The following is a 12756-nucleotide window of genomic DNA, read 5'->3' as shown; positions in this document are numbered from 1 at the left end:
GCTATCCATTGCAGAGAACCCCAGAGGCGGTATACTATGGGGCGATCCACGCCATACAACCCATTTCCCAGGAGCAGTCACATGAACCTTCCCGCCGTCATCCGCCGTTCTGCCAAGGCCCGACATGAAGTCAGCGCACAAAACGCCGATTGGCTCCAGCAACATATGAGTCCCTACTTTTTCCACGCCATGGCCGACGAGGAGGATGCCCTGGTGCTGCTGGCGCGGGAGATGGGCCGGTTGCGGGACAACCGGAGCCTGATCCTGACAGACCGGGAAAAACGCCTGGTGATGGCCTGCGTCAACCAACCCGGCTCGCTTTACGAAACCCTGCGCCGCATAGGTGAACAGGAGATTTCCTATGCCATGTTCTCCCATTCCAATGCACCCATGCCGGGTATGGCGCATGAACTGGAGGTGCAGCGTTTCGAGTTCGACCGCCGCCATAGCCACGAGATCGACCTGCACCAGGAGGTGGAAATCCCGCCCGCCCTGACACGCAGACTCCGTGCCGAGTTGCGCCGCACCTTTCCAGGGTTCGACCTGAAAAAACTCGACCACCTGTTGAAGATCCTCTGGCTGAACGACGAGAATCTGATCCGCATATCGCCTCCGTCGCGGCTTGCCTGGCTGATCTGGCTCTTCGAGCGGGGTAACGCCTCGGGCGGCCTGTTCCTCGACATCTGCGAGGTCGTGCGCGACGGGCGACCGGAGACCAGGGTCCTGTTCGCCGTGGGCAATCCGCCCCAGGACGAATTCCTGCTCCAGGTGCTGGAGGTCTTCAATCGCCTGGATGTGGGCATCCGCAGGGCATACTGCCAGACCATCTCCAACGGGATCCATCCCTACTTCCTGGGGGCCTTCTTCGTGATCAGCCGCCAAGGCGCACCCCTGTCGCCGGACAGCGATCTGGCCGCACGCCTGACGCGTGAGCTGTGCACCACCCAGATCATCGCCACCTCCTCGCCCGCCTACCGCGACTACGTCACCGAGGGCCAGATGTCGGGCGAGGACGCCGCCCTGGTCAACGCCTTCATCGCCTTCTGCCATACCAGTCTGGCCCACAGTCAGCCGGACCGCTTCGGATTGGAGGATGTGGAGAAAGCCTTCTATGACCATCCAGAGATGGCCCAACGATTCATCGGCCTGTTCAGGGCGCGCTTCGATCCCGACCTGGCCGGGCGGGAGGCCGTCTACAACAACCTTCTGGCCGAGACGCAAGCGGCGGCCCAGGAGTACAACACCGGCCACCGCTGGCTGGACGACATCCGCCGGGCCGTCTACCGCTGCTGCCTGCTGCTGGTCACCCATACCCTCAAGACCAACTTCTTCGTGGTGGCCAAACAGGCCCTGGCCTTCCGCCTCGACCCCACCTACCTGCGCGAGATGGGGCACGAGTTCACCGCCGATCTGCCCGAGGCGCTCCCCTTCCGGGTGACGTTCTTTTTCAGCCGTTACGGCGCCGGCTACCATGTGGGCTTCTCGGACATCGCCCGTGGTGGTTGGCGCACGGTCATCGCCCGCAGCGCCGACGACTACATCACCGCCGCCAACACCCTCTTCCGAGAGGTGTATGTCCTGGCCAACACGCAGCACTTCAAGAACAAGGACATCTACGAGGGTGGCTCCAAGATGACCCTGGTACTGGATGCCTCCGACCTGGAGCAGGCGGGCGGCGAAGCGGAGAACAGCCGCCTGTACAAGTTGCAATACGGCATCGCCAACGCCTTCCTGGACATCTTCGTGACCGAGCAGGGCCGGGCCAGGGACCCGCGCGTGGTGGACTATTACGGCGACGACGAGCCGATCGAGATCGGCCCGGACGAGAATATGCACGACGGCATGATCGAGGCCATAGCCAGCCTGTCCAGGAAGCGGGGTTACATCCTCGGCATCGGTATCATGTCCAGCAAGCGGGTCGGCATCAACCACAAGGAGTACGGGGTCACCTCCACCGGCGTGGTCAAATTTGCCGAGATCACCATGGCCGAAACGGCCGGAATAGACATCCACAAGGATTCTTTCTCACTCAAGATGACCGGCGGGCCCAACGGGGACGTTGCCGGAAATGCCCTGCGCATCATGCTGGAACGCTGCCCGCTCATGCAGGTGCGCCTGATACTGGACGGCACCGCCGCCCTCTACGATCCCAGCGGCATCGACCGCGGAGAGTTGCAGCGCATCGTGCTGGCCCACGATCTGGACGCCTTCAGCCCCGATGCCCTGGGAGAAGGAGGCTTCATCATCTACCGCACCGGCAGGCGTGTGGAGGGGCTGAAAGAAACGCACCGCAAGGTGGTCCGGGGGGCGGACGGGCTCGTGGAGGAATGGCTGGAGGTTGACGACTTCTATCGCGAGTACAACAGCCTGGTCTTTACGGTCAAGGCGGATCTCTTCATCCCCGCCGGAGGCCGCCCCGAAACCATCGACGGCCAGAACTGGCGTTCATACCTCGACGACAAGGGGACCCCTTCGGCCCCCGTAGTCGTGGAGGGGGCCAACTCGTTCATCACTCCCGAAGCCAGGACCCAGCTCCAGAAGAGCGGCGTGGTAATCATGCGCGATGCTGCGGCCAACAAGTGCGGCGTCATATCGTCCTCCTACGAGATCATAGCCAACCTGCTCCTCTCCGAACAGGAATTCCTGGAGCACAAGGAGGAGTATGTTAAGGACGTACTGGCCATCCTGGAGAAACGGACCGAGGACGAAGCACGCCTGATCCTGCGACGCCGGCGGGAATCCGGCGACAGCCTTCCGTACACCGAGATTTCCGATACCATCAGCATCAACATCAACAGCTTCTATACCCGGCTATTCGAATTCTTTTCCGCACGGCCGGAACTCTGCCTGCAGCACCCCTTCCGACAGGCGATCTTCAACCATCTGCCGCGGCTCCTGCGGGAGACGCCGGCCTTTCGGAAGCGCGTCAGAAATCTGCCCCGCAAATACCTATGCGCCATCCTCGCCGCCGAGATCGGTTCGTCTCTGGTCTACACCGGCAACCGCGACACGGATTTCGAGGATATGGTGAGAAGACACCTGGCGCGGACGCTATGACCAAGAGCCCGCGAGAACGCCCGGAGCCGGGCTTGCGGAGCGGCATTCAACCGGGAGGATTTTTCACGCCTCCCGGAAAATTTTGCTTTATGTTGCATTGCCTGCTGTGCTAGATATAGAGCCAGTTCATCAACACTTTAGCGACCACCATGCTACGCCATAAAGGAGCCTGTCATGTCCACCAACAACGATAATGCCGCAGCCGCCGTCATTGCCTTTGTATCCGGCGCCGTCATCGGCGCTGCAGCCGCGCTTCTCCTGACCCCGAAACCGGGCCGCGAGGTGCGGGAAAAACTGACCGACCTGGGAGAAAGCGCCGCCGAGAAGATGAAACGCCTCGCTCGGGAAGCCAAGTTCAAGGTTGCTCCCAAAACAAAGGGCGGAGACTACCAGTACGACGGCGGGGACGCCTGGATCTGACGGGCTGTTGAAAAACACAGGAGGCACCTCCCGTGGAACTTAAATACGGCTCAACCTCGTTTCCGCTTTTGCTCCCGCAGGAACGCCTGGCCGGCGTCATAGAACCGGCCCTACCCCTGCCGGACCAATCCCCCGAAGAGATCATCACCACGGCGCTGGACGGCTGTGAATCGGTTATGGCGAGTTTTGCGCCGGACGACCGGGTCGTCATCGTCACCTCCGACATCACCCGCTACACCGGCAGCGAGGTGTACCTCCCCCTGCTGGTGGAGCGGCTCAACCGCCGCGGCATACCGGATCGCAACATCGAGATCCTCATCGCCCTCGGCATCCACCGCAAACAGACGCCCCATGAGCATGAGAAGATTCTGGGACCGCTCCATGGCCGCATCAAGGTCACCGATCACGACTGCGACGACCAAGCCTCACTGGTCACGGTGGGGAAGACCTCCGCAAACATCGAGGTCAGCATCAACCGACGGGCCGCCGAGGCCGACCGGCTCATCCTGACCGGGGTGATCGGTTTTCATTACTTCGCCGGGTTCGGCGGGGGGCGTAAGGCCGTCCTGCCGGGCATCGCCAGCCGCCAGGCCTGCATGGCAAGCCACTTCAGCGTACTCAATCCCCAACCGGGCAGCGGCAAGAATCCCTCGGCCACCACCGGCAACCTGGAAGGAAATCCGGTGCACCAAGCCATGGTCGAGGCCTGTGCCATGGTTGCCCCGGACCTGCTCCTGAACACGATCCTCTCCCTGGAAAAGCGCGTCATCGCGGCCTTTGCCGGATCGTGGCGCGAGGCCCACGAACAGGGATGCCGCTCCTACCGGGAGCTCTTTTCCTGCCCAATCGCGAATAAAGCCGATCTGGTCGTCGTCTCCTGCGGCGGTTTTCCCAAGGACATCAACCTCATCCAGGCGCACAAGTCCATGGAGTATGCATCCCAGGCCCTCAAAGAGAGCGGCGTGATGATCCTCCTGGCCGAATGCCGTGACGGTTTCGGCCATGCCACCTTCTTCAACTGGTTCCGCCACCGCACCCTGGACCAGTTCGAAGCCGCGTTACGGGCGCAGTACGAGATCAACGGCCAGACCGCCTATTCCCTGTTCCATAAGGCGCAGCGCTTCTCGATCATCCTGGTGTCCCGGTTTCCCAATCACCAGGTAGAGGAGATGGGCATGCTCCCCGCCCCTTCGCTTGAAGACGCCCTGGTAAAGGCAGAAACGCTACTGCAGTCGTCGTGGCGGGCGCTGGTCATGCCCGAGGGTGGGAGCGTATTGCCGGTGGCGACATCCTGAGTCGTCCCGCCGTTTCCGCGGCCCGCAAACGCACAAACGCCCTTCCGGATGGTACCGGAAGGGCGTTTGTGCGTTCATGCGACAGCCGCTAAAGCATTACTTGGCGTCACAAGTGAAGTTTGCGTCGATACGACGGTTTTTCTGCTTGCCGGCGGCACTCTTGTTGTCGGCGACCGGCTTGGTGGGACCGTACCCCTTGGCGCCAATCCGCTCAGGGGCAATCTTGAAGTTCTTGATGATATAATTTCTCACACTCTCGGCGCGGCGCTGGGAGAGACTCATATTCATCTTCAGGGAACCAACGTTATCGGTGTGTCCTTCGATGACACCCTTGGCGCCCGGGTTTTCGTTGAGGAAATCCCCGACCTTTTTCAGCTCTTCGTGGTACTTGGGCTTGATGTCGGACTTGGCCGTATCGAACTGAATCTCCAACGTTGTGGGACTGCACAGCTTGGCAACGGGCTTGGGTGCCACTACCACCGGTGCGATCACCGCGATCTTGGCGGCGCTCGTGGCACTGCCGCCTTCTCCGGTGCAGGTCAGGGTATAGTCGGTGTTATCGGCGGGCGTGATGTTCATGGAACCCTGTGCCTGAACAGGCCCGATGCCGGGCTGGATATCGCAGGCGGTGGCGTTCCGGGAGGTCCAACTCAGCGTCGCAGGCTGCCCTTTGGTGATGCTGGCAGGTGCAATGGTCAGGGTGCTCGTCGGTGTGACCGGGACTGGAGCGGCCGGCGGGGGTTCTGCCGCCTTCGGAGGTTCGGGAGCCGGCGCAGGAGCCGCCGGAGCCTCAACCGCCTTTACGACCGGTGCCGTGCCGCCAAAGGGGATGTAGGCGCCTATGGTGTACTCAACGTTATTGAGGGTCTTGCTGTCGCTGCCACCGGATTTGAAGAGGATATGGCGTACATCTCCCCGCAACGCAAAGTTGTCGGTAAGGAAGTATTTCACACCGGCACCGTAATCAAAGGCCCCCTTGGGCTTGTAGTCGTTGAAGTTAAGACCGGCATAGCCGGCAGCAACGTAGGGAACAAGGGTATTGTCCGGGAAGAAATGATACAGCAGCTCTCCGCCGTAACGGTACATGTCGAATTTGTTCTCCGATTGGGTCGACTCGGTATGCGCGTAGTCGAAGAGCCCCTCCACGCCGAACGCCTTGGTAAAATTGTAGCCCAGGCGAGCCCCGACAACAGGGGCGGTATCGAGATGCTGCACGCCGTCATAGGTATAGCCGCCTATCACGGGCGAAAGGGAGAATGTCCCCTCCTTATTGCCTGCCGAAGCTGTCGTTGCAAGTACCGCCATCAGGCCTGCGACAACCAGTGCGAGCGATTTCTTCATAACATGGTTCTCCTTTCATACCAGATTAGTAAGTGATTATTTTCTACCACTAACCTTGGTGCGATACAACTAAAAAGACAATTTATATCCTCTATGTCGCGAGTTACACAAGCCTAACAACAGTTTACAACTGCCAAACAATATAAAGAGGGTATCACGTGCTGGCGGGCAGCAGCAAGAATGCCCCCCCAGACCGCGACAAAAAAAGGGGCGTACCATGTGCGGCCAGTACGCCCCTTTCACCCTGTTCCCGTACGGCCGGTTCACCGCACAGGGTACCTACATGCTGCTATTTCTTTATAACGCAGTCGATAACCGCATCAATCCTGCGGTTCTTCTGCCGCCCCTCGGCAGTATTGTTGTAGGCAATGCGGCGGGTGTAGCCGTATCCCTTGGCCGTAAGGCGGGAGCGGTCAATCCCGAAGTTCTCTACCAGGTAGTTCACCACATTCTCGGCACGCTCCCGGGAAAGTTTCATATTGTATTCATAGCCACCCACGTTGTCGGTATGCCCTTCGATGACAGCGGTCGTTGTCGGGTACTTCTTCATGTACTCACCCACCTTGGCGATCTCATCGTGATACATGGGTTTGATATCCGCTTTGCCGGTATCGAATTCCATCTGGAGCGACATGCAGAGCCGTTCGGGGGGGTGGACCTCCTTGACATCGAAGGCACAGTCGATAATGGCCTCGATGCGGCGGTTCTTCTGTTTTCCCTCCTCGGTGGCATTATCGGCGACCGGACGGGTTGAACCATATCCCTTGGCCGTGAGGCGGGACCTCTCGATGCCGAATTTTTCAACCAGGTAGTTCACGATGTTCTCAGCACGTCTTCGGGACAGGTCGAGGTTGTGCTCCGGGGTACCGACATTGTCGGTGTGCCCTTCGATGACAGCGGTGGTAGCCGGATATTTTTTCATGAAGTCGCCGACCTTGGCTACCTCGTCGTGGTATTCCGGCCTGATGGCAGTCTTGTCGATGTCGAACTCGATATGGAGCGTGACGCAGTACTTGTAGTGGCCCGGGGTGGGCTCAGCCGCCGGGATTTCTTCCAGCGGAGCTTCTTCGGGAGCCGGTGCCGGAGCGACCACGGGTTCAGGAGCCGCCGGAGCCTCAACCGCCTTTACGACCGGTGCCGTGCCGCCAAAGGGGATGTAGGCGCCTATGGTGTACTCAACGTTATTGAGGGTCTTGCTGTCGCTGCCACCGGATTTGAAGAGGATATGGCGTACATCTCCCCGCAACGCAAAGTTGTCGGTAAGGAAGTATTTCACACCGGCACCGTAATCAAAGGCCCCCTTGGGCTTGTAGTCGTTGAAGTTAAGACCGGCATAGCCGGCAGCAACGTAGGGAACAAGGGTATTGTCCGGGAAGAAATGATACAGCAGCTCTCCGCCGTAACGGTACATGTCGAATTTGTTCTCCGATTGGGTCGACTCGGTATGCGCGTAGTCGAAGAGCCCCTCCACGCCGAACGCCTTGGTAAAATTGTAGCCCAGGCGAGCGCCGACAACCGGGGCGGTATCGAGATGCTGCACGCCGTCATAGGTATAGCCGCCTATCACGGGCGAAAGGGAGAATGTCCCCTCCTTATTGCCTGCCGAAGCTGTCGTTGCAAGTACCGCCATCAGGCCTGCGACAACCAGTGCGAGCGATTTCTTCATAACATGGTTCTCCTTTCGTTGGCACTTTTGGATCACTATCTTCTGAGACTGCCCTGACTCAAGCACGACCATTACGTACGTCCGATCAGACTACAGATTATTGTGTAAATCATAGCCCTAAACTGTCAAAAAACAAGATAACGGGGGAATTTTTTTAGTGCCGGACCGGTTGGTTGGTCGTGCTGCTTGCATTATGACCGAACGTTGCAGTATTATTTTTAGATAACTATTGTCGAAGAAAGGGAGGTATGCATGTTTTTCCCCCAGTTCAGGGCGCGCAGGATTCGTGGCAACGAGATATTCCGACGCATGGTCCGCGAGACGACGCTGTCGGTGAATGATTTGATCTATCCCATGTTTTCTGCATTCGGTAACGGGCCGCGGAAAGAAATTTCCTCTATGCCGGGCATCTACCAGCAGTCAATCACGGATATCGTGGCGGAGGCCCGCGAGGTGTACGCCCTGGGTATTCCGGCGGTGATACTCTTTGGGATTCCGGAGACAAAGGATGCGGTGGGAAGTGATGCCTATTCGGATAGCGGCATCATCCAGGAGACGATTCGGGCGTTAAAGAAGGAGGTGCCGGGACTGGCGGTCATCACCGATGTGTGTATGTGCGAATATACCGACCACGGCCATTGCGGCATCATCAAGGATGGCGACGTGGACAACGACGCCACGCTGGAACTCCTGGCCAAGGAGGCGCTTTCCCACGTCAAAGCCGGTGCCGACATGGTGGCACCGTCGGATATGATGGACGGCAGGGTGGCGGCCATCCGCGAAATTCTGGATGAAAACGGTTTCGATGCGATCCCGATCATGAGCTACGCGGTAAAATATGCCTCGGGGTATTACGGTCCTTTCCGCGAAGCGGCAGACTCGACCCCCCAGTTCGGCGACCGCCGCTCTTACCAAATGGACCCCGCCAACCGGCTTGAGGCGTTACGTGAGGCGGCATCGGACATCGAGGAGGGGGCCGACATCATTATGGTCAAGCCGGGCCTCCCCTATCTGGATATCGTCCGGGACATACGCAACGAGTACAATCTGCCGCTGGCGGTGTACAATGTTTCCGGTGAGTACAGCATGGTCAAGGCCGCAGCTCAGAACGGCTGGATCGATGAGGAGCGGGTCGTCATGGAAACCATGCTCGGGTTCAAACGCGCGGGCGCCGACATCATCATCACCTACCACGCCAAGGATGTGGCCCGCTGGCTGAAAAAGTAACCGGGTTCCATCCGGAGTTTCCGGATGGAACCAGCTATTCGTTCAGCCGTTCCTGCATTTCCCTTTTCTGCTTCCTGATAGCCCCCTCTTCTTTTCCATCAAGGGAGGGGGGGCTCATCTCAGGCAGCTTCGTCGGCAAAGACGGTAGTTTGGGAAGCGAAAACCCCGTGCCGGAGCTTTTCTGCGGCGTGGATGTCCGTGTCGGCGCTACGGATGCTCCCTTGCACGGGATCGCGGCATGGGGATGCCGGCGCACGGCACGGTGTCGCTTGGGAAAGGTCCGTGTCATGTCGATCTCGGACGGTGAATACTCAGTCAGGGTGTCCCGGTTGATCAGCACATGGACCTTTCCTGGGGAACGCCAGACCGACTTTGCATCGATCACGCCGCCATCCTTCAGGTAGACCTTGGCCGCCAGGGAAGGCGTCGCCAGACCCAACAACACCAGAGCTGTAATAATCATCCGCATCATGTTACCCCCGCTTTCAGGATTATCCTCTACCAAAGCATCACCGCCGGAACGGACTTTGGGGAAGATACCGCGGCAATTCTCCACGGACCTCAACCGCCGGCGCGTCCTCCAACTCCTCCAGGTTCCCGCTGTCGCCCTCGTAATCCTCTTCTCCCACGGCCCAGGCATAGACCTTTTCCGAATCCAGCAGCTCCGGTTTATCCGGGACCCCGAAAACCCGCTTCTGCATCGCCTCGTCGTAGAGCCCAATGCAGCCGTGGGAGGCGGGACGGCCCGGCAGGTCACGGGCGTGGATCCAGTAGCCGACGCTCTTCTCGTCAATATAAAACCTCATGGCATTGTCCATGGGATACTGCTCCGAATCATCCTGGGTCTTATAGAGGGACGAGGTATGATTACGGTCCCGTGCGCTGATACGGTACTGCCCCGTGGGGGTTTCTGTACCGGGCTTCCCGGTGGCGGCCGGTACGGAAAAAACAAGTTTCCCATGTTCATAGGCCCCCATCCATTGCTCAGTGACATCCACCAGGATATACTTTTCGTGCCGCCGGGCGGGCTCGTAAAAACGCGGCAGCGGCGTATAGCCGCGAATATCGGCCATATTGTCAGGCGCCTTGATCGTCATGCCGGGGTACACATGACGCCGGTCGATGCGATTGAAACGCGCTACCCAGACCCAATCTTTTCCAAAGAGCGATTCCAGGGTTTCATCCGGCTGGATGAAATGAGCGTGCCATTTGATGGACTTGAGGCTGGGATACTCAACCCGGGAAAGATCCTCCTGCGCCTTGTCGTCAGGGGAGGCACCGGGCTCGCTGGTCTCGGAGGGCGTGCGTAAGACGGTGACCCCAACCAGCAGTGAGGTAAAGAGGAAAACCAGGGCTATTTTGTGGGAAAGCCCCATTCGACTGGGACGCATACGAAATCCTTCCATTCTTAAAACGTAACAAGATATAATATTCGCTTACTGTGAGATATTCAACCCCTAGCTGCCGTTAACATGACAAATATGTGGCAGCGTGACGGTTGTCCATGCTATGTATGCCTCCATAATACTCTTTTGAGGCGGTTTACAGGAGATATCATATGTCACTCGACAGCAAGCAGTCGCCACAGCCGTTATTTAACCAGTTTGCCAGCGACAATTACGCCGGGATCTGCCCGGAGGCCTGGCAGGCCATGGAGGAAGCGAACCAGGGGTTTGTCTCCTCCTACGGTGACGACCGCTGGACCGAGCGCGCCTGCGAGAGCATCCGCAACCTGTTTGAGACCGACTGCCAAGTGTTCTTCGTTTTCAATGGCACGGCAGCCAATTCCCTGGCCCTGGCCTCACTCTGCCGCTCCTACCATAGCGTTGTCTGCCACGACATGGCCCATATCGAGACCGACGAGTGCGGCGCCCCTGAGTTCTTTTCCAACGGTACGAAGATCATGCACACGGATGGCGCCAACGGCAAGTTGGACCTGGATGCGGTTGAACTCGCCATCACCCGGCGCAGCGACATCCACTATCCCAAACCGCGGGTATTAAGCATGGCGCAATCCACGGAACTGGGAACCGTCTACACGCCCGACGAGCTCCGGGCGGCCTGTGACCTGGCCCATTCCCACGGCCTGCGGGTGCACATGGATGGGGCGCGCTTTGCCAATGCCGTGGCAACCTTGGGTGTGACGCCGGCGGAGACGAGCTGGAAGGTTGGGGTCGATGTCCTCTGCCTGGGCGGGGCCAAGAACGGTATGGCCATCGGCGAAGCGGTGGTTTTCTTCGATCGGGGGCTCGCCGAGGAGTTCGAGTACCGCTGCAAACAGGCGGGGCAACTGGCCTCCAAGATGCGTTTCATCTCCGCCCCGTGGATCGGCATGCTCGAGAGCGGAGCCTGGCTGCGCAACGCGGAAAACGCCAACCGCCAAGCCCGGCTGTTGGCCAGCGAACTGGCCCGAATCCCCGGCGTGCGCCTTATGTATCCCTGCCAGGCCAACGCTGTCTTCACGGAGATGTCGGAAAAAGCAACCACGGCACTGCGTGCGGCCGGATGGCACTTCTATTCATTCATCGGCACCGGCGGCGCCCGCTTCATGTGCTCGTGGCTGACCACCGAGCAGGATGTGGCCAGCCTGGTCGCTGCGGTTCGGCTGGCCTGCGCGGAAGCATAAGAACGCTTCTGGATCAGCCGGGCAAACAAGGGGGGATCATGGTCAAGACGGCAACATTCGAGGCGCTTCTGGCTGATACGGTTCCGGACGGCACGGGCGGGTACATCTTCACGCTGGAAGGAAAGACCTATACGCTCAAGGATAAGGACGAGGTCCGCGCCATAGCGGAGTCTCACGGTTACATCATCATCTACTAGTGCATTGGGGTTTCTGTATGCGGTAGATGCGGGTGTGCCCACCCTTACCGACCATTCAAGCTTCGCAGACATTATTTTTAACAATCCTGAAACGCGAGCGAGCCCTTCAGATAGTTCTGAAGGGCTCGTTTGTGTAATTATTCCCGGCGGCGACCTACTTTCCCACACAGCTACCCGTGCAGTATCATCGGCCCTGAGGGGCTTAACTTCCGTGTTCGAGATGGGAACGGGTGTGACCCCCTCGGCATAGCCACCGAGAAATCTTTCGGGCTTCGGCTTTTGGTCATCTGCGGCGTTGCCTGCATCGTGTGTCGTTCAACGTAGCGCTGCTACGCCTCACGCCCCACTCCTTGGCTGCCTGGCATATGACACAAAATCCTGTGCCCTTATCGTTTATCCAATTGCATTGTGGTTTGTAGTTTAGGTTTGTTTGTTAGTTGGTGGATTTATATCCGGCCTGGGGGAAGGAGAACCTTCCCCCGGACCGTATTTTATTTTTATGGTCAAGCCTCACGGCCGATTAGTACTGGTAAGCTAAACACATTGCTGTGCTTACACACCCAGCCTATCAACGTTGTGGTCTACAACGGGCCTACAGGGGTTGTTACACCCAGGGATACCTAATCTTGAAGGAGGCTTCCCGCTTAGATGCTTTCAGCGGTTATCCTTTCCGTACATAGCTACCCAGCGACTGCGCCTGGCGGCACAACTGGAACACCAGAGGTACGTCCATCCCGGTCCTCTCGTACTAAGGACAGCTCTTCTCAAGTATCCTACGCCCACGGTAGATAGGGACCAAACTGTCTCACGACGTTTTAAACCCAGCTCGCGTACCGCTTTAATTGGCGAACAGCCAAACCCTTGGGACCTACTTCAGCCCCAGGATGCGATGAGCCGACATCGAGGTGCCAAACCTCCCCGTCGATG

10 protein-coding genes and 2 rRNA genes (1 of these 12 only partly in view) are annotated in these 12756 nt (G+C 58.7%); 6 read left to right on the top strand and 6 right to left on the bottom strand.

Features of this window, described 5'->3' with window-relative positions; all coding sequences use genetic code 11:
- Window positions 1-81: 81 nt before the first annotated feature.
- The 3 genes from LDN12_RS16230 to larA all read left to right on the top strand — a co-directional run bounded on the left by LDN12_RS16230 (window position 82) and on the right by larA (window position 4772).
- Window positions 82-3057, top strand: coding sequence for an NAD-glutamate dehydrogenase domain-containing protein (locus tag LDN12_RS16230; protein WP_223923693.1), 2976 nt, complete (start codon window positions 82-84; stop codon window positions 3055-3057).
- Between the two features lie 174 nt (window positions 3058-3231).
- Window positions 3232-3477: a YtxH domain-containing protein gene (locus LDN12_RS16225; protein WP_223923692.1), complete on the top strand. Its 246-nt coding sequence runs from the start codon at window positions 3232-3234 to the stop codon at window positions 3475-3477.
- Between the two features lie 32 nt (window positions 3478-3509).
- Window positions 3510-4772 (top strand): nickel-dependent lactate racemase, encoded by a 1263-nt coding sequence (gene larA, locus LDN12_RS16220; protein ID WP_223923691.1) that lies wholly within the window; start codon window positions 3510-3512, stop codon window positions 4770-4772.
- Window positions 4773-4868: 96 nt separating this feature from the next.
- Here the strand turns inward: larA and LDN12_RS16215 are convergent, their stop codons facing one another.
- Together LDN12_RS16215 and LDN12_RS16210 are read right to left on the bottom strand one after the other, a co-directional pair.
- A complete protein-coding gene (locus tag LDN12_RS16215; RefSeq protein WP_223923690.1) occupies window positions 4869-6113 on the bottom strand; it encodes an OmpA family protein in 1245 nt (414 codons plus the stop codon).
- Window positions 6114-6402: 289 nt separating this feature from the next.
- On the bottom strand, window positions 6403-7779 hold the full coding sequence (locus LDN12_RS16210; protein ID WP_223923689.1) for an OmpA family protein: 1377 nt from the start codon (window positions 7777-7779) through the stop codon (window positions 6403-6405).
- Between the two features lie 252 nt (window positions 7780-8031).
- Between LDN12_RS16210 and hemB the strand changes: the two genes are divergently transcribed.
- The gene (gene hemB, locus LDN12_RS16205) at window positions 8032-9006 is read left to right on the top strand and encodes a porphobilinogen synthase (protein WP_223923688.1); all 975 of its coding nucleotides are present in this window, start codon (window positions 8032-8034) and stop codon (window positions 9004-9006) included.
- Window positions 9007-9040: 34 nt separating this feature from the next.
- Here hemB and LDN12_RS16200 read toward each other — a convergent pair whose 3' ends face one another.
- Window positions 9041-9478, bottom strand: coding sequence for a hypothetical protein (locus tag LDN12_RS16200; protein WP_223923687.1), 438 nt, complete (start codon window positions 9476-9478; stop codon window positions 9041-9043).
- A gap of 37 nt (window positions 9479-9515) precedes the next feature.
- Window positions 9516-10397, bottom strand: coding sequence for a L,D-transpeptidase (locus tag LDN12_RS16195; protein WP_223923686.1), 882 nt, complete (start codon window positions 10395-10397; stop codon window positions 9516-9518).
- A gap of 167 nt (window positions 10398-10564) precedes the next feature.
- Here LDN12_RS16195 and LDN12_RS16190 point away from each other — a divergent pair, with 167 nt between their 5' ends.
- Entirely contained in the window at window positions 10565-11632 is a 1068-nt protein-coding gene (locus tag LDN12_RS16190) for a low specificity L-threonine aldolase (protein ID WP_223923685.1), read from the top strand.
- A 38-nt stretch (window positions 11633-11670) separates the two neighbouring features.
- Entirely contained in the window at window positions 11671-11829 is a 159-nt protein-coding gene (locus LDN12_RS16185; protein WP_223923684.1) for a hypothetical protein, read from the top strand.
- A gap of 141 nt (window positions 11830-11970) precedes the next feature.
- Here LDN12_RS16185 and rrf read toward each other — a convergent pair.
- Together rrf and LDN12_RS16175 are read right to left on the bottom strand one after the other, a co-directional pair.
- A 5S ribosomal RNA gene (rrf, locus tag LDN12_RS16180) occupies window positions 11971-12087 on the bottom strand.
- A gap of 241 nt (window positions 12088-12328) precedes the next feature.
- A 23S ribosomal RNA gene (locus LDN12_RS16175) occupies window positions 12329-12756 on the bottom strand; it runs 2527 nt beyond the window's last position.

It is taken from the genome of Geobacter sp. AOG2 (assembly GCF_019972295.1).
Taxonomy (GTDB): Bacteria; Desulfobacterota; Desulfuromonadia; order Geobacterales; family Pseudopelobacteraceae; genus Oryzomonas.
Note: the sequence above shows the minus strand (reverse complement) of the source record. Positions and strands in the feature narration are given on the sequence as shown.

Coding starts and splice junctions, on each gene's coding strand:
- LDN12_RS16200 (WP_223923687.1), bottom strand. CDS start 9,478: ATGATGCGGATGATTATTACAGCTCTGGTGTTGTTGGGTCTGGCGACG.
- LDN12_RS16215 (WP_223923690.1), bottom strand. CDS start 6,113: ATGAAGAAATCGCTCGCACTGGTTGTCGCAGGCCTGATGGCGGTACTT.
- hemB (WP_223923688.1), top strand. CDS start 8,032: ATGTTTTTCCCCCAGTTCAGGGCGCGCAGGATTCGTGGCAACGAGATA.
- LDN12_RS16225 (WP_223923692.1), top strand. CDS start 3,232: ATGTCCACCAACAACGATAATGCCGCAGCCGCCGTCATTGCCTTTGTA.
- LDN12_RS16185 (WP_223923684.1), top strand. CDS start 11,671: ATGGTCAAGACGGCAACATTCGAGGCGCTTCTGGCTGATACGGTTCCG.
- LDN12_RS16190 (WP_223923685.1), top strand. CDS start 10,565: ATGTCACTCGACAGCAAGCAGTCGCCACAGCCGTTATTTAACCAGTTT.
- LDN12_RS16210 (WP_223923689.1), bottom strand. CDS start 7,779: ATGAAGAAATCGCTCGCACTGGTTGTCGCAGGCCTGATGGCGGTACTT.
- LDN12_RS16195 (WP_223923686.1), bottom strand. CDS start 10,397: ATGCGTCCCAGTCGAATGGGGCTTTCCCACAAAATAGCCCTGGTTTTC.
- LDN12_RS16230 (WP_223923693.1), top strand. CDS start 82: ATGAACCTTCCCGCCGTCATCCGCCGTTCTGCCAAGGCCCGACATGAA.